The organism is Streptomyces sp. NPDC006430, assembly GCF_040612395.1.
Taxonomy (GTDB): Bacteria; Actinomycetota; Actinomycetes; order Streptomycetales; family Streptomycetaceae; genus Streptomyces.
Genome location: NZ_JBEXQA010000038.1, coordinates 25,517 through 40,693 on the forward strand (window position 1 = coordinate 25,517; position 15,177 = coordinate 40,693).

Here is a 15,177-nt window from a genome sequence, read left to right on the forward strand (position 1 = left end):
GGCCCCGCCCGACGAGCACCGGCCCGCCCGTGCTGATTGCGTTGACACACATGCTGTCCACCCATCCGTACGGAGAACGCCATGTACGAAATGCACGTCGGTACTGCCGCTACCGGAACGGGCCTCGTGTGGCACGTCGTCGCCCACGACCGTCCCGAGACGCTCTGCGGGCTGCCCCTCCAGCCGTCTCACACCACGGACACCGAACAGCACTGCCTGCCCTGCATCACCGAATTCCAGCGCCTCATACAGGAGAACGTCCCGGACGGCACCCTGCGCGCGTAAGAGCCCGGCCACGCACACGGCGGTCCGGCCGGAGACCGACACCGCTCCGGCGCCTCGCCGGCGCCGGCGAGGCGCTCCGGTCGGAAGCTCACCGGGTATGAGACGAGGGAGATCGGTGACAGTGTCGACGTCAAGCCACGAAGTGTTCGGCGCGCCCTGCTGGGTCAGCCTGATGGCCCGCGATCTCGACTCTGCGCAGGCCTTCTACGGTGCGGTGCTGGGCTGGACGTTCCGCCCGACCCGCCTCGGGGAGGGATTCTCCGTCGCGATGCGCGAGGGAATCCCGGTCGCCGGCATCGGTGCGTTGGCCCAGCGCCTGGGCATCCCGGTGGCGTGGACGCCGTACTTCGCCGTGGACGACGCGGATGTCACCGCCTCCCGGGTGCGCGAGCGCGGCGCCACGATGGCAGTGGGCCCGCTGGCCTTCGGGACCGGGCGCGCCGCGCTCGCGGCCGACCCCGACGGGGCGGTCTTCGGGTTCTGGCAGGGCGAGGTGATTCCCGATTGGACGGCCCGGCCCGGCGGCGCCGCCGTGTGGCTCGAATTGCATACCCGTGACGCGTTCGCCGCTGCGGTGTTCTACGGAGAGGTCCTCGACTGGGCCTGCGAGCGCCCCAAGTGCTGCGACGTCTCCTACGAGCACGGCCACGTCGTCATCCGCCGCGGACACAAAACCGTCGCCCGGATCAGCGGCGGAGCCGTGGAGGAGGCCCCGGACCCGCAGGTCCGACCACGCTGGCACGTCCACTTCGGCGTGCCCGACCTGGAAGCCGCCGTGGAGACCGCCACCCGCCTCGGCGGCTGGACCACCTCACCCGTCCGCACCTCCACCACGGACCGCTCGATCAGTCTGAGCGACCCCGACGGCGCCCTCTTCACCATCGTCACGAGCCGGACCACGCTCCGTTGACGGGCCCTCCTGGGCGTGCGCCGCGGCCCGCCGACAGTGGTCTCCTCGTGCGACGCACGGCCCGTTGCACGGCATGCCCGCCGTCCCCGGCGCCTGTCTCCCCTAGTCTCGCCGGGTGACCGAGAACGAGATCAAGCTCAAGGCCATCGCGGTGCTGACGGGCCTGCGGAGCGGAGTGGACGCGGACTACGTGTCCGCGCTGCTCGGCGAGGTGACGCCGTCGGAGTTCCTCGTGCCCGCGGGGGCCGAACCGGCCGAGATCGGGCGTGCGCTGCTGGACCAGCTGTCCGGCCCCTGGAGCGCCCTGATCACCGGCTTCGTGCTGGCCTTCGAGGCCGTTGCGGACGCCCATGACGCGACGGAGCCGGAGACGTCGACCGAGGAGATCCTGCAGGCCCTCGCCCTGGAACTCGCCAGCGAGTCCGACTAGTAGGGCTCGGTGGTGACGGCCTGAGGTGGCGCATCCACCCATGTGACGCGTGGTGCAGCTGAGCCGGGGAAGGCTGGCACGTATGCCGGAAGTCATCGTTACCGTACGATCCCTCGTCCGCCGCCGTCGGGAGCCCGTCGCCGTACAGATGTTCCGATCGACGGCAGCCGCGGTGGTGTCCTACGTCGTCGCCCTCTGGTTGAGCAGTGAACCGGCACCCCTGACGGCGCCCCTCACGGCGCTGCTCGTCGTGCAGGTGACCCTCTACACCACGCTCACCACCGCGATCCGCCGCGTCAATTCGGTCGTCGCGGGCGTCCTGGTCGCGATCGGTTTCAGTGCGCTCGTCGGCCTCACGTGGTGGAGCCTGGGCCTGGTCATTCTCACCTCGCTCGTCGTCGGCCACCTCGTGCGGGTCGACGAGTTCGTGCCCGAGGTGGCGATCAGCGCGATGCTCGTGCTCGGGGTGACCCAGGTGGCGGCGACGGCCTGGGACCGCGTACTGGAAACGTTGATCGGCGCGGTCGTGGGCCTCCTGTTCAACGTCTTCCTCGCACCTCCCGTGTGGGTGGCGCCCGCGAGCGAGGCGATCACCTCGTTGGCCGGTCGCATGCGCGACCTGATGGATCACCTCGGCCAGGAGCTGGCGGAGCACACCCCCGTGGAGAAGGCGGCGGCGCGGCTGCACGAGGCCCGGCGTCTGGACAACGACATCGCTCAGGTGGACTCGGCCCTGCGACAGGCCGAGGACAGCCTGCGTCTCAACCCCCGAGTGAAGGAAGGACTCCTCTTCCGGCTGGTCCTGCGTACCGGGCTGGACACGCTGGAGATCTGCGCCGTGGTCCTGCGGGTCTGCTGCCGCACGCTGACCGACCTGGCCAGGACCCGGACGGACGGCTCGCTCTTTCCGGACGACGTCGCAACGGCGCTGCGGGAGCTGTTCGGTCACATGGCGATCGCGGTCGAGAGTTTCGCCGTACTGATCACCGCCCAGATCTCGGCGAGCGCGGAGGAGGCGGAGGAACGGCTGACGCAGGAGCTGGCCGCAGCGTGGGTCAGCCGCGAGCGGGCCGCACTCCTTCTGCAGGAGGAGGCGCGCTCACGGCCCGGATCGTGGCAGCTCTACGGAGCGCTGCTCGCGGAGGCCGACCGGGTCCTGGACGAACTGGGGGTGGAGAAGCGCTCGGAGCGGCTCGTGGAGGAACTGGACCGCCATGCGCGCCTCCAGCACATCCGGTACCCGAAACTCCAGCGGCTGTGGCGCATCCGCTCGTCCGACGACCGGTAGGGCGGGTCCCGGCCCGGCTGCGCCGCCGGTTCCGCCGCCGCCACAAGGGTCGCCTGCAGCAACAGCCCGATCCCCCGGGGCGGCTGCGACCATCACCGTCTGCGCGTTCCGATGCCGCACCCGCTTCTCCCGTCGCGTGGCACGTACCACGGCCGGCCGATCTCGGCGCGGCCCGTGATCGACAGTGCCTCGGAAAACGCCGTCCGGTGCCGGCGGCATGCCGCCGCTCATCCCAATGGCCCAGCGGCGCGGCCTGTTTGGTGCGCGGCACCGCGGGTACCCGCGCGTTCATACAACCCGGATTTGGAGGCGACTCCCATGGCAGGCATAGGTGGTTGCATCGCGCTGATCGTGGTGGGGGCCATCCTCACCTTCGCGAGCGACTGGGAGATGGAGTCGGTGAATCTCGACGTGGTCGGGGTGATCATGATGATGACGGGCCTCTTGGGGCTCGCCGTGTACGCCAGCGTCCTCAAGCGGCGCCGGGCTGCGGCCTTGCCCGTGGTCGACGAGACCCGCACCCGGACCTGAGTCGAGCGGATCGGCCCCGGACGCCGGGCAGTGCGAACGGGCCGCGGGCACTGCCTCTGACGGCTCGACACGCGATGGGGTCGGGCGGGCCGGGCGGGCCGCACAAGGCGGACGTCGCCCGCGTGCCCCTCCTTCGGCCGGCAGAGCCGGCCGAAGGAGGGGCACCTGTACGGGGAACGAGGACGAAACCGACGGGGAGCAGTTCGGTCGACGGGCGGCGGGCCTGCTGGCACACCGAGCACCGTCACCAGTAATGCCTACGGCCTCCCACCGCGTGCCCGAGGGCACCGAGCACCCAAAGGATCAGGCCCACGATGACGAGGATCAGACCTATCGTCCACAGAATGGATATTCCGAAGACGAATCCGATGATCAGCAGGATCACTCCGAGGATAATCACGAATACCTCCAAGTGCCCCGGCGCTCTCGTGCACCAGGACGTCCTGCGTCTACCATCCGTGTCGCATTTCATGCCTGCTCGGAGCTACCAAATGGAGGGACCGCCGCGAACGCGTGCGCGCTTGCGTCCGCCTCCGCATCAGGCCGGGTGACCGGGTTCGAGGTCCTTGACGTCGCTGTAGCGCAGCAGAGCGGGCCTGCAGTCGAGCGGCGGGGACTGTTCGGTCGGCGCCAGGAGGAAGCCCACGTGATCGCCGCCCTGGACCTGACCCTCGATGCCGCCCACGAACCAGGCGCACGCACCGGTGAGCACGGGACTGCCGTCGCTGCTGTGCCGCCAGGCGACCTGTGCGAACTTATCCACGCGTTCACCCGTCTCACCGCCGAACAGCTCCGCCAGCGCCCGCTGGTCGCGGCCGAGCACGTGCACGGCGAGGTGCGAGGCACTGCGGGCGACGTCGAACGTGTGGTTGAGCTTGGACAGCCACACCATGAAGCGCGGCGGACGGATCGAGCACTGCGAGGCGAATCCCACCAAGCAGCCCGCCCGCTCGCCCGCGGCCTCCACGGTGACGACGTACATCGGGCCGTCGAGTACGTCGGTGAACGGATCCAATCGCGTCTTCGTCACGAGCGCACCTCCCGGTCTTCCGGCGGAGCGGCGGCGCGCGTCCCGCCTCGACGGGGCGCACCCGCCACGGCCGTGCTTGAGGATCGGTTCACCAATACCCTCCTCCGGTCACGGAGCGCGGCGCGCTCGCGCTGATCGGCCCGCCGGTCAACCGCCTGCTCCCCCAGGGGAGGGCCGACCCTCAGCGGTCCGGCCGTCGTCGGATGCCTCCGCCTCGACGTCCCGCAGATGTGGGGCCTGCGGCCCGGGCGAACCCGTGCCGACGCGGGAGGGGGCTCCCGGCTCGCGGCCGTGCTCGTCGGCGATGCCACCACGATGCATCTGGTTCTCAACGGCGGCACCGCGGCCGATCTTCCTGTCCTGCTGCATCGCGCACCTCGATCCACCCACGCGTACGCATGTTCGAATTTCGTCGGAGGTTCCACCCACGGTGGGACTACCCCGGCCAGGCCGCCCCACTCATCCGGGGGCGTGGCTCTCCAGGAAGTCGAGCGCCGCCTCCGCCGCATCGGCGGCCTCCTGTGCTCCTCGTGCAGCCACGTCGGACTCTCCCTTCCGGTCGAAGGCCGTTTCCCACGCCGAGCGCGCCCGCCGCAGGTCGGCTTCCGCCCGGTCGAGGTGATTCCTGAGGTCGGTGACGCGCGCCTCGGCCCGCCGAAGGCGGTCCTGCTCGTGCTGGAGCTCCGCCGCGGCCCGGCGCAGTACGCCCTGACTCCTGCGTGCCTCCTCCCGGGCCGCGTCGGCCGTGGCACGGGCGCGGTCGAGCTCTCCGCGGTGCCCCGCCGCGGAGCGGGGCGTCTTCGCGGGTGCGGCGCGGGCCGGTCGGGCCGACAGGGGCCTGCTGCCGGGGGCCGGCTCGACTCCGAACCCGGCAGGGACCACCGGAACCTTCACCATCCGCCCTCCGGCCCATTCCTCGGCCGTCGCGGGATCGGCCAGCACGGCGTGCAGGATCTGTTCGACCTCGTGCTGGACGGCTTCCGAGACGGGATGCCCGGACTCACCGGCCAGCCCGCGGGCATCCCTGGCCATGGCCGAGATCACGACGTGCTGATGGTGGGACAGCTCCCGCAGCCGGTCCGCCACAAGGGTGCGCTGAGCGTCGCGCAGGGCCCGGCCCAGACGCAGAAGTTCCGCGGTCTCGGTCGGTCTGTGCCGGACCAGTAGGTTCGAGCACCAGGCCGCCAGGGCCGGTCTGCGCAGTGCCTTGATCGCCTTCGCGGCGGCCGGGTCGACCGATGCGCGGGCCAGGGCTGCGCGCTCGTCACGGGCTGCGGTGAACTCGTCCGGCCGCAGCCCGTACAGCTCCCGGGTCACCTCGTCGATGTCCACCACTCCACCATGAGCTGCCGTGGCGGCCGGGGCGACCCCGCCCGGGTCCCGCCCGTCAGGGCTCGGAGTAGCTGAAGTCGCCCATCGTCCAGGCGCTGACGTCCTTGATCGCGATTCGGTACATCCCGCCGGTCTCGGGGATGCCCACGGTGCCCTGGAGGATCCTGGCTACGTGGAAGTGCAGGTAGGAAGGGGTCTGCGGGGCGCTGCGGGGTGAGGCCCCCGTTTGTTCGGCGTCCATGAAGAGGCTCGCGAACGGACCGAGCCGGTCCGAATCCGCCAGGACCTCGGCCACCCGTCGGCGCCATGCGCTTTCGGGAGCGAGGCGGCCGGTGATCACCGCGCCCTGGACCAGGACGGTCAGCGACATCTGGTTGGTCTGCTGCGACTCCACCGCGGCAGCGATGGCAACGAGCAGGTCGTCAGGCTTCGACATGGGCAAGGATGCTACAAGCATCCGCCCGGGCGCGGAGCCGGTACGGCCCGTGCCGGTCCCGACCTCTCTGCCGGGGGCCGCGGCGGGCCGTGGCGCAGCGTCAGGTGGAGAAGCCGATGTGCACGTGGTCGTGATGCGTGTCGTCGGAGAAGAACCGGTTCGCCGTGGCGCCGCCCGATAGGTGGACCGGGCCTCCGATGTTGTACGAGCCCGCAGCTGCGGCCGATCGCATGAACGCGGTGATCAGGCTGCGCGGGGTGGCCGGGTCGACGACGGGATGACCGTCGATCCGCCAGATGTCGAAGGCCCTGCCGGCGGGGTGGTCGCTCCGTCGGCCGGTGCCGAACACGTTCAGGGGGTGTCCCGACCGGACGACGCTGACCGACATGCGGTAGGTGTCTGCGAGCCGGAGCATGGCGCGCAACACGCTCTCGTGCACGGCGCCGCTGCGGACGTCCACTGGGCGTCGATCACCCGGAGGACCGCTTGGTCCGCCGAGGGGGTCAGCGGCCCCGCTTCGGCGGCAATCCTGCTGGCGCGGGGCTCTGCGATGCCCAGGGCCGCGACGCGCCGGGCGGCGTTGCGCGAGCCGCCCCGGCCCGCCGGCCAGGTCCCGAGCGCCTCGACCACGCGTACGGCGGCCCGTTTGGCCGCCGGCTGGATCTCGCCCGGTCCCGGCTGCCATGCGGGCGCGGGAGGGAGCCCAGGGCTGCGTACGGGACGCGTGGCGGGCGCGGCGGAGGCGGGGCCCGAAGGCTCGCGCGGCTCGGAAGCGGGCGGGCTGAATGTGGGCTGCGGCGTCGTGCGCCCGCAGCCCGCCGCACCGGCGGCGCACCAGAGGGCCGTGCCCAGCAGCAGTGCACGACGCCCGACGCCCGACGCCCCGGGGCGGTTTCGCACCGGGCGGGGAGAGTTGGACCACGACCGGCTCCTCGCGCTTGAGGGGGCGGGGCGCGGTCCGCACCCGTCGACAGCCGTCACCGGCACCGTCGTATTCCCACTGCCTTCCCGCACCGTCCCTCCCGCCCGTCCCGGCGTTCCCGCCCTTACCGGTGCCCCGCGTCGCGAGGTGCCCCGGCCGGTGCGGCGGGCTCGCTGAGCACGCGCAGCACCCGGTCCGGTGTGAGCGGGAGGTCGCGCAGGCGCCGTCCGGTCGCATGGCAGAACGCGTTGCCGATCGCCGCCGCCGTCCCGACGATGCCGATCTCACCGATGCCCTTGCTTCCCATCGGGTTGAGGTGCTTGTCGTGTTCGTCGATCCAGTACGCCTCGATGGCGGGCACGTCGGCCTGTACGGGCACGTGGTAACCGGCCAGGTCGGTTTCGGCGAAGTCACCGAAGGCCGGATCCACGGTGCTGTACTCGGTCAATGCCATGCCGAGGCCCATCACCATGGCCCCGGTGAACTGGGACCGTGCGGTCAGCGGGTTCAGGATGCGGCCGGCCGCGAAGACGCCGAGGAGACGGCGCACCCGTACCTCGCCGGTGACCGTGTCGACCTCGACGTCGGCGAAGTGCGCACCGAACGCGTGGCGCGCGTACGGGGACTTCTGCTTCGCCGACGGGGTGGTGTCCGCGGAGGCGGACAGCCCCTCGGGCGGCAGCGGGCCGTGGTGGCGTGACAGGAGGGTGGCCAGGGCGGTGCAGGCGTCGTGGACCGCCCAGCCCCACGAGGCCGTGCCGCAGGAGCCGCCGGCGAGGGAGGCGCGGGGCAGGTCGGTGTGGCCGATGACCACCTCCACGGCGGCGGGCGGGACCCCGAGGGCGTCGGCGGCCACCTGCCCCAGGACGGTGCGTGCGCCGGTCCCGATGTCGGTGGCGTTGATCTCGACGAGGTGGCTGCCGTCGGGGCGGGCGTGGGCCCGGGCCGTGGAGGGGGCGACGAACACGGGATAGGTGGCGGCGGCCACGCCGGTTCCGCCGAGGAGCGGCCCGTCCCGGCGCGGCGTACGGCGCTCGGCCCAGCCGAACCGGGCGGCGCCGTCCCGCAGGCATTCCACGAGGTGCCGGCTACTGAAGGGTCGGCCGCTGTCGGGTTCGGCCGCGGGCTCGTTGCGGATGCGCAGTTCGACGGGGTCCATGCCGAGGGCGTCGGCCAGTTCGTCCATGGCGGATTCCAGGGCGTACATGCCGGGGGCCTCTCCCGGGGCGCGCATCCAGGACGGTGTCGGCACGTCCAGCGGAACGACCCGGTGGGTGGTGCGGCTGGCCGGGGCGGCGTACATGACGCGACCGGGGACGGCTGCCTGCTCGACGAACTCCAGCACCCGGGAGGTGTGGGTGGTGACCTCGTGCGACAGCGAGGTGAGGGTGCCGTCGGGGCGGGCCCCCAGCCGCACCCGGTGCAGGGTGGGCGCCCGGTGACCGACGGTCGTGGGCAGGTGCCTTCGCGGCAGGGCGAGTTTGACGGGACGTCCCGTGTGGCGCGCCGCCATGGCGGCCAGTACCACGTGGGGGCGGGGCGTGCCCTTGCAGCCGAAGCCGCCGCCCACGTGTTCGGAGACGACGGTGATCTGCTCCTCCGACAGTTCGAACAGCGAGGCCAGCGCGGTCCGGACCGGTCCCGCGCCCTGGCTGGAGTCGTGCACCGTCAAATGGCCGCGCTCGGCGTCCCATACGGCGGTGGCCGCATGCGGTTCCATGGGGTGGTTGTGCAGCGGCGGCACGGTGTAGCGGCAGTCGACCCGTACCGCCGCGGCGGCGAACGCCTCGTCCGCGTCACCCTGTTCACGGTGGGCGGGGTGTCCGCCGTTGGCCAGCTCGGGCTGGTAGAGCCCGGGATGGTCGGTGGCGACGACGACGTCGTGCGGCTCGGCCGCGTACGAGACCCGCACCTCGCGGGCGGCGAGCCGCGCGCCTTCCAGCGTGTCGGCGAGGGCCAGTGCCACGTACCAGCCGCGATGGGGGACGTGCAGGTCTTGCAGCAGCCGCAGGGTGGGGTCGTCCGCCGGGCCGAGGCGTGGCGCGTTGTAGGGGGTCAGGACCGCGTACACACCGGGCCGGGACAGGGCGACGCCCGCCTCCACGCCGGTGACGCGTCCGCGGGCCACCGTGGCGGGCACCGGCCAGGCGTAGGCGCAGCCGGGCGGGGTGCGGTCGGTGGCGTAGCGGGCGGCACCGGTGACCTTCTCCCTGCCCTCGGTACGGACGGAGGGGGTGCCGAGTGCGGTGTGGGGGCCCATGCGCGCTTCCTCATTCGGGTCGGTGCTCGTCTGCTGGCGGTCAGGGGGTACGTGTGCCTCCTTCTGCACCGCGGGCGAGCGTGCCCAGCACGTCGCAGGCGAGGTTGTGGGCGAGGGGGACCTTGAAGGCGTTGTCGCGCAGTGGCCGGGCCCGGCTCAGCTCCGCCTCGACGGCCTGCCGTACGGCATCCGGGGTGGGGCGGGCGCCCGTGAGCCGCTCCTCGGCCCGCGTGGCCCGCCACGGCCGGTGGGCGAGGCCGCCGAAGGCGAGGGAGACGTGCCGTACGACCCCGTCTTCGAGGGCGAGGACCGCGGCCACCGAGGCCAGCGCGAAGGCGTACGAGGCCCGGTCGCGGGCTTTGCGGTAGAGGGAGGCGGCCCCGGGATCGACCGGGGGCAGCAGGACCGCGGTGACGATCTCCTCGGGGCGGATGACGGTGTCCCGCTCGGGATGGTCCCCGGGCAGTCGGTGGAACTCGGTGACCGCCACCGTCCGGGCGCCCTGGAACCCGTACAGCTCGACGTCGGCGTCGAGCGCCGCCAGTGCGACGGCCATGTCCGAGGGGTGGGTGGCGATGCAGTGCGCGGAGTAACCGAGTACCGCGTGGTCCCGGTGCACGCCGTCGCGGGCGCCGCAGCCCGTGCCGGGTGCGCGCTTGTTGCAGGGCTTGGACACGTCCTGGAAGGCGGGGCAGCGGGTGCGCTGCACGAGGTTGCCGCCGGTGGTGGCGACGTTGCGGAGCTGCCCAGACGCGCCGGCGAGCAGCGCCTGGGAGAGCACCGGGTAGCGGGCCCGTACGAGGGGGTGCGCGGCCACGTCGCTGCCCCGGACGGTGGCTCCGATGCGCAGCCCTCCTCCGGGCAGCTCTTCGACCTCGTCCAACGGCAGGCGGGAGAGGTCCACGAGCGTCGTCGGACTTTCGACGCCGAGTTTCATGAGGTCCACGAGGTTCGTGCCGCCTCCCAGGTAGCGGGAGCCCGGGCGGCCCGCGTGGGCGGTCACCGCCTCGTGGAGGCCTGCGGCCCGTACGTAGGCGAAGGGTTTCACTCGGTCACGTCCTCGTGGGCGGTCGCGGTCGCGAGGACGGCCGCGACGATCGCGGGGTAGGCACCGCAGCGACACAGGTTGCCGCTGAGCCGTTCCCGCACTTCCTCGGCCGTCAGCGGGACGGGACCGTCGCAGGCCAGTGCGTGCGCGGCGGTGGCATGGGAGGGATGCCCGGCAGCCGCCTCCTGGACGGCCCCGATGGCGGAGCAGAGCTGACCGGGGGTGCAGAACCCGCACTGGTACGCGTCCTGCGCGAGGAAGGCCTCTTGGAGCGGGTGCAGTCCACTGCCCGCGGTGTCGGCGAGCCCCTCCACGGTAGTGATGTCCGCACCGTCCTGGGCGACGGCGAGGAGCAGGCAGCTGTTGGCCCGCCGCCCGTCGACGAGCACGGTGCAGGCGCCGCACTGGCCGTGGTCGCAGCCCTTCTTCGACCCCGTCAGCTCCAGGTGTTCGCGTAGGGCGTCGAGGAGGGTGACACGGTGGTCCAGGCTCAGGACGTGCTCCGTGCCGTTGACGCGCAGCGTGACGCGGGAGGCGACGGGCGCGGCCGGGGGGCCGACCTCGAAGTCGGCTTCCGGTCCGGCTCCGGCACCGCTTCCAGCTCCAGCTCCAGCTCCAGCTCCAGCTCCAGCTCCAGCTCCACCGTCGGCTCCGGCATCGGCGTCGCCCCACGGGTCGGTTCCGCGTGCCACGGCTGGCTCCCTCCGCATCCGGTGCGGGACGGCAGGCCCCGCCGGATGTCCAGCCTGCTTCATCCCGAGCGCTCCGGCATCCGCACGGGCGACCGGCAGGCTCCTTCCGCCCGCAGGTCCGCGGGCGGACGGCCGGCCGACCGGCTGATCGCCGCCGGCGGAGCGGGAGCCCCTGGACTGGCGTTCCGGTTGGCCAGGGTCAGGGCCGCGGCAGTCACGCACCGCAGGGCACGTGGGACGGGGACGGGTTCCGGTACGGCTCGGGCGGTGCAGCGGACGCGCGGGCGGGCCTCCTCGGCGGCGGGAGTCGAAGCGGTGTGCGGGATCGGTACGTTTACGGCGGCCCTGACGGGACAGACGCCTGGACGTCCGCAGTTCCCTCCCTACGGAGATCGCGATGTCTGGCGAACAGAAGGCCAAGGCCAAGGGCGAGCAGGTCAAGGGCAAGCTCAAGGAGACGACCGGCAGGGCCGTCGGCAACGAACGGCTGACCGCCGAGGGCCGCGCCGAGCAGGCCAAGGGCGACGCCCGTCAGGCCAAGGAGAAGATCAAGGACACCTTCAAGGACTGACCACCCGGGTCGTGACGTCCCGCCTCCCGAGCACCTCGCGGTGCCGGGAGGCGCTCCTGTTCGACCTAGGTGTGCAGGCGGCTGTTGGTTCCGTCGTGGTCGTCGGCTGCCGCTTCGTCGAACCAGTAGTCGCCGGCCGCCAGGTAGCGGAAGGAGTGCACCTGCTTGGTCGGCAGCTTGACGGTGACGGCGCGCGATCCGTCGGCGCGCGGAGTCAGCGTGTGCGTACCGGGCTTCCAGTCGTTGAAGTCACCGACGACGCTGACCGGGCCGGGCGGCTGGTCACCGGGCAGGACGAACGTCACCTCGGTACGGTCCTTGCGCAGCTTGCGTTCCAGCATGAACAGTCCTCCCACGAAGACATGGACGAGCACGACGGGCATCGGGCCGGTCCATCGTGTCCCTTCCGGAGTTGCGCGCCCGTCAACCCGGCCGCCACACCACTCGTTCAGCCTTCAGACCCGGATGCGCCGGGACCGCGCGGGACGCCGCGGCCGACGGTGCCGCGTTTGCGGGGCCGTGTTCACCGGGGCAGGGTCGAGGAGGCGGCGACCGCGACCAGGAGGAACCGACGATGCCGATTGCCACGGTGAACCCCGCGACGGGTGAAACGGTACGCACCTTCGACCCGATGACCCCCGACGAGATCGAGCGGAGCCTCACCGACGCTGCGCGCACCTTCGCCTCGTACCGCACGACGGGCTTCGCCGAACGGGCCGCCCTCCTGACGAGCGCCGCGGCGCTCCTGGAAGCGGAGACGGAGGACATCGCCCGGACCATGACGCAGGAGATGGGCAAGCCGTTGGCGGCGGCCCGGGCCGAGGCGGCCAAATGCGTGAAGGCCATGCGCTGGTACGCCGCCCACGCCGAGGCGTTGCTCACCGACGAGCACCCCGCGGACGCCGACGTCCGCGACAGCGGGGCCGGCACCGTCCGCGTCCACTACCGACCGCTCGGTGCGGTCCTCGCCGTGATGCCGTGGAACTTTCCCCTCTGGCAGGTCGTACGTTTCGCCGCGCCCGCGCTGATGGCCGGCAACGTCGGCCTGCTCAAACACGCCTCGAACGTCCCGCAAACCGCCCTCTACCTGGGCGGACTGTTCCGACGGGCCGGCTTTCCGGCCGGCTGCTTCCAAACCCTCCTCATCGAGTCCGGTGCGGTCGAGGCCGTCCTGCGCGATGCCCGGGTGGCGGCGGCCACCCTGACGGGCAGCGAGCCCGCCGGACGGGCGGTCGCCTCGGCCACGGGGGACGAGGTCAAGAAGACGGTCCTGGAGCTGGGGGGCAGTGACCCGTACGTCGTGATGCCCTCGGCCGACATCGCGGCCGCGGCCAAGACCGCCGTCACCGCGCGGGTGCAGAACAACGGCCAGTCCTGCATCGCCGCCAAGCGGTTCATCGTGCACACCGACGTGTACGAGGAGTTCGCGGAACGCTTCACCACCGGTATGGCGTCGCTCCGCGTGGGCGACCCGATGCAGGAGTCGACCGACGTCGGGCCGCTGGCCACCGAAAGGGGACGGGCCGACCTGGAAGAGCTGGTCGACGACGCCGTGCACCGCGGGGCGGGCGTCCTGTGCGGCGGGCGACGCCCCCCGGGGCAGGAGCGCGGCTGGTACTACGAGCCCACCGTGCTCGCCGGCATCACGGCGCAGATGCGCATCGACCAGGAAGAGACCTTCGGGCCCGTGGCAACGCTCTACCGGGTCGCGGACCTCGACGAAGCCGTGGAGCGCGCCAACCACACGCCCTTCGGCCTCAGTTCGAACGTGTGGACCCGCAGAGACGAGGACGTCGAACGGTTCGTCCGCGACGTGCAGGCCGGCGGGATCTACGTCAACGGCATGACGGCCTCGCACCCGGCCCTGCCCTTCGGCGGCGTCAAGCGCTCGGGCTACGGCCGGGAACTGTCCGGGCACGGCATTCGGGAGTTCTGCAACGTCACCACCGTCTGGCGGGCGGCCGACAGCTGACAGGACCTTCGCGCCGCTTGCGGCCGGTCCGGTGCAGGACGTCCGGAGTACCCGGCCACACGTCCGTCACGGTGCGGGTGCCGCTGTCACTGCCGCTGACGGGCGCGCCGCTGCATCCGGCCGGGCCGACGGGCCGATAGTGGGGAGCTGTGGACAACGGGTCAGAGGGACGCACGCAAGAGCAGGCCGGATCGTCGGGACGCGCCGGGGAAGGAGGGGGCGGCGCCTGGTCCGGGGCGGCCGGGGCGCAGGCCTTCGCGGCAGTGGAGGCGGCGACCGACTGGCTGCTCGGCTATCCGTTCGTGTTCGAGGCCCTGTCCCGCCGGGTCGGTGAGGGCGGGGTCCTCGTCGACTACGGCTGCGGGCCCGGCCAGGTGGCCGACCAGGCGGCCCGCACGCTGGGTGTCCGGGTGCTGGGGGTGGACGCGTCGGCGGAGATGCTGGCGCTCGCCCGCAGCACGGCTACGGAGGTGGCGGAGTTCCACCTGGTCATGGACGGCCGGGTGACCGGACTGCCGGACGGGTGCGCGGACGCCGTGATGTGCAATCACGTCCTGGCCTCGCTGCCGACCGAGGAGGCCGTCCTCGCCGTGTTGGCCGAGATCCACCGCCTGCTGCGCCCCGGGGGCCCACTGGTGCTGCTGACCACCGACCCCGCCTGTACGGGCATCGAGTACGCCTCCTCGCGAGTGGGCACCGCCGGTGCCGTGTACGGGCCGGGCGAGGAGATGCCACTGCGGCTGCGGCGCATCGACGGTTCCTGGCAGGAAGTGCACAACTACGCCTGGCCCGTGGACCTGTTGCCGTCCCTGTTGGAGCGCACCGGCTTCCGTGACGTCGTACAGCACCGGCCGACCGTGGACGAGGCCCTCGTCCGCGCCGACCCGGCACTCGTGCAGCGGTACGCGTGGGCCGCGGAGCGCGCCGAGCCGCCGCTCGTGATCACGTCCGCCCTGGCACATCCGTCACCCTGACGGCGCCTCCCCGAAGCGGCGACCACGGGAACCCTCGTGCGGGCGGCCGTGTCAGTGGCGGCACGTACGATCCGAACATGCGCGCATCAGGAACATTCGAAGTGGCCGGCTTCACCCCGGCTCCGGTGTCCGGCCCCGGGATCGAGACCGCGGTGTCCGTCGGGGTCGCCACGATGGAGAAGCAGTACGCGGGCGAGGTGACGGGGCGTTCCACCACGCTGTTCACCGCCGCGTTCGACCAATCCAGGGGTACGGGCACGTACGTCGCCATGGAGTCCTTCGAAGGGGAGCTCCGGGGCCGGGCGGGCACCTTCAACTTCGCGCACTCCGCGACGACCCTGGGCGAGGACCGGGAGAGCGAGTTCTTCGTGATCGTCCCCACCAGCGGAACGGGTGCGCTGGCCGGGATCACCGGGACCGGTGGTGTCGCGGTCGACGCCGACGGCACCCACCGGATCTGGTTCGACTACGAACTCGGCGCGTAGGGGGTGGAAGA

General features: G+C 72.2%; 18 protein-coding genes. 9 read left to right on the forward strand and 9 right to left on the reverse strand.

Features of this window, described 5'->3' with window-relative positions; all coding sequences use genetic code 11:
• Positions 1 to 81: 81 nt before the first annotated feature.
• The 5 genes from ABZZ20_RS32470 (at position 82) to ABZZ20_RS32490 (ending at position 3,444) form a co-directional block, all read left to right on the forward strand.
• Positions 82 to 285: a hypothetical protein gene (locus tag ABZZ20_RS32470; RefSeq protein WP_356875844.1), complete on the forward strand. Its 204-nt coding sequence runs from the start codon at positions 82 to 84 to the stop codon at positions 283 to 285.
• 172 nt (positions 286 to 457) lie between these two features.
• Positions 458 to 1,195 (forward strand): VOC family protein, encoded by a 738-nt coding sequence (locus tag ABZZ20_RS32475; protein WP_356875895.1) that lies wholly within the window; start codon positions 458 to 460, stop codon positions 1,193 to 1,195.
• A 115-nt stretch (positions 1,196 to 1,310) separates the two neighbouring features.
• Entirely contained in the window at positions 1,311 to 1,625 is a 315-nt protein-coding gene (locus tag ABZZ20_RS32480) for a hypothetical protein (protein WP_356875846.1), read from the forward strand.
• Positions 1,626 to 1,707: 82 nt separating this feature from the next.
• Complete coding sequence (locus ABZZ20_RS32485) at positions 1,708 to 2,913, forward strand: aromatic acid exporter family protein (protein ID WP_356875848.1); 1,206 nt, start codon at positions 1,708 to 1,710, stop codon at positions 2,911 to 2,913.
• Between the two features lie 318 nt (positions 2,914 to 3,231).
• Positions 3,232 to 3,444: a hypothetical protein gene (locus ABZZ20_RS32490; RefSeq protein WP_356875850.1), complete on the forward strand. Its 213-nt coding sequence runs from the start codon at positions 3,232 to 3,234 to the stop codon at positions 3,442 to 3,444.
• A 244-nt stretch (positions 3,445 to 3,688) separates the two neighbouring features.
• Here the strand turns inward: ABZZ20_RS32490 and ABZZ20_RS32495 are convergent, their stop codons facing one another.
• The 8 genes from ABZZ20_RS32495 to ABZZ20_RS32530 form a co-directional block, all read right to left on the reverse strand.
• Positions 3,689 to 3,844 carry a DUF6131 family protein gene (locus ABZZ20_RS32495; protein WP_356875852.1) on the reverse strand — a complete coding sequence of 52 codons (156 nt, stop codon included), beginning with the start codon at positions 3,842 to 3,844 and terminating at the stop codon, positions 3,689 to 3,691.
• Between the two features lie 138 nt (positions 3,845 to 3,982).
• Positions 3,983 to 4,426, reverse strand: coding sequence for a flavin reductase family protein (locus tag ABZZ20_RS32500; protein WP_356875897.1), 444 nt, complete (start codon positions 4,424 to 4,426; stop codon positions 3,983 to 3,985).
• 507 nt (positions 4,427 to 4,933) lie between these two features.
• Entirely contained in the window at positions 4,934 to 5,806 is an 873-nt protein-coding gene (locus ABZZ20_RS32505) for a hypothetical protein (protein WP_356875854.1), read from the reverse strand.
• Between the two features lie 55 nt (positions 5,807 to 5,861).
• A complete protein-coding gene (locus ABZZ20_RS32510) occupies positions 5,862 to 6,242 on the reverse strand; it encodes a hypothetical protein (protein ID WP_356875856.1) in 381 nt (126 codons plus the stop codon).
• A 100-nt stretch (positions 6,243 to 6,342) separates the two neighbouring features.
• Positions 6,343 to 6,702: a hypothetical protein gene (locus ABZZ20_RS32515; RefSeq protein WP_356875858.1), complete on the reverse strand. Its 360-nt coding sequence runs from the start codon at positions 6,700 to 6,702 to the stop codon at positions 6,343 to 6,345.
• A gap of 586 nt (positions 6,703 to 7,288) precedes the next feature.
• A complete protein-coding gene (locus tag ABZZ20_RS32520; protein ID WP_356875860.1) occupies positions 7,289 to 9,424 on the reverse strand; it encodes a xanthine dehydrogenase family protein molybdopterin-binding subunit in 2,136 nt (711 codons plus the stop codon).
• 40 nt (positions 9,425 to 9,464) lie between these two features.
• Complete coding sequence (locus tag ABZZ20_RS32525; protein ID WP_356875862.1) at positions 9,465 to 10,472, reverse strand: xanthine dehydrogenase family protein subunit M; 1,008 nt, start codon at positions 10,470 to 10,472, stop codon at positions 9,465 to 9,467.
• Complete coding sequence (locus tag ABZZ20_RS32530) at positions 10,469 to 10,993, reverse strand: 2Fe-2S iron-sulfur cluster-binding protein (protein WP_356875899.1); 525 nt, start codon at positions 10,991 to 10,993, stop codon at positions 10,469 to 10,471. The genes ABZZ20_RS32525 and ABZZ20_RS32530 overlap by 4 nt, the downstream gene beginning before the upstream one ends.
• Positions 10,994 to 11,561: 568 nt before the next feature.
• On the opposite strand from ABZZ20_RS32530, the gene ABZZ20_RS32535 reads away from it, so the two are divergent.
• Positions 11,562 to 11,735 carry a CsbD family protein gene (locus ABZZ20_RS32535; RefSeq protein WP_356875864.1) on the forward strand — a complete coding sequence of 58 codons (174 nt, stop codon included), beginning with the start codon at positions 11,562 to 11,564 and terminating at the stop codon, positions 11,733 to 11,735.
• A 65-nt stretch (positions 11,736 to 11,800) separates the two neighbouring features.
• On the opposite strand, the gene ABZZ20_RS32540 is transcribed toward ABZZ20_RS32535, so the two are convergent.
• Positions 11,801 to 12,076 (reverse strand): isoamylase early set domain-containing protein, encoded by a 276-nt coding sequence (locus ABZZ20_RS32540; RefSeq protein ID WP_356875901.1) that lies wholly within the window; start codon positions 12,074 to 12,076, stop codon positions 11,801 to 11,803.
• Between the two features lie 233 nt (positions 12,077 to 12,309).
• Between ABZZ20_RS32540 and ABZZ20_RS32545 the strand changes: the two genes are divergently transcribed.
• The 3 genes from ABZZ20_RS32545 (at position 12,310) to ABZZ20_RS32555 (ending at position 15,166) form a co-directional block, all read left to right on the forward strand.
• Entirely contained in the window at positions 12,310 to 13,707 is a 1,398-nt protein-coding gene (locus ABZZ20_RS32545; RefSeq protein WP_356875866.1) for an NADP-dependent succinic semialdehyde dehydrogenase, read from the forward strand.
• Between the two features lie 149 nt (positions 13,708 to 13,856).
• Entirely contained in the window at positions 13,857 to 14,681 is an 825-nt protein-coding gene (locus ABZZ20_RS32550) for a class I SAM-dependent methyltransferase (RefSeq protein WP_356875868.1), read from the forward strand.
• A gap of 77 nt (positions 14,682 to 14,758) precedes the next feature.
• Positions 14,759 to 15,166 carry a DUF3224 domain-containing protein gene (locus ABZZ20_RS32555; RefSeq protein ID WP_356875870.1) on the forward strand — a complete coding sequence of 136 codons (408 nt, stop codon included), beginning with the start codon at positions 14,759 to 14,761 and terminating at the stop codon, positions 15,164 to 15,166.
• The last annotated feature ends 11 nt before the right edge of the window (positions 15,167 to 15,177 follow it).

Bases quoted from the DNA above. Each gene is read 5' to 3' on its own strand.
- ABZZ20_RS32475 (WP_356875895.1), top strand. From the start codon at position 458: ATGGCCCGCGATCTCGACTCTGCGCAGGCCTTCTACGGTGCGGTGCTG.
- ABZZ20_RS32490 (WP_356875850.1), top strand. From the start codon at position 3,232: ATGGCAGGCATAGGTGGTTGCATCGCGCTGATCGTGGTGGGGGCCATC.
- ABZZ20_RS32545 (WP_356875866.1), top strand. From the start codon at position 12,310: ATGCCGATTGCCACGGTGAACCCCGCGACGGGTGAAACGGTACGCACC.
- ABZZ20_RS32555 (WP_356875870.1), top strand. From the start codon at position 14,759: ATGCGCGCATCAGGAACATTCGAAGTGGCCGGCTTCACCCCGGCTCCG.
- ABZZ20_RS32520 (WP_356875860.1), bottom strand. From the start codon at position 9,424: ATGGGCCCCCACACCGCACTCGGCACCCCCTCCGTCCGTACCGAGGGC.
- ABZZ20_RS32540 (WP_356875901.1), bottom strand. From the start codon at position 12,076: ATGCTGGAACGCAAGCTGCGCAAGGACCGTACCGAGGTGACGTTCGTC.
- ABZZ20_RS32535 (WP_356875864.1), top strand. From the start codon at position 11,562: ATGTCTGGCGAACAGAAGGCCAAGGCCAAGGGCGAGCAGGTCAAGGGC.
- ABZZ20_RS32485 (WP_356875848.1), top strand. From the start codon at position 1,708: ATGCCGGAAGTCATCGTTACCGTACGATCCCTCGTCCGCCGCCGTCGG.
- ABZZ20_RS32510 (WP_356875856.1), bottom strand. From the start codon at position 6,242: ATGTCGAAGCCTGACGACCTGCTCGTTGCCATCGCTGCCGCGGTGGAG.
- ABZZ20_RS32470 (WP_356875844.1), top strand. From the start codon at position 82: ATGTACGAAATGCACGTCGGTACTGCCGCTACCGGAACGGGCCTCGTG.
- ABZZ20_RS32500 (WP_356875897.1), bottom strand. From the start codon at position 4,426: ATGTACGTCGTCACCGTGGAGGCCGCGGGCGAGCGGGCGGGCTGCTTG.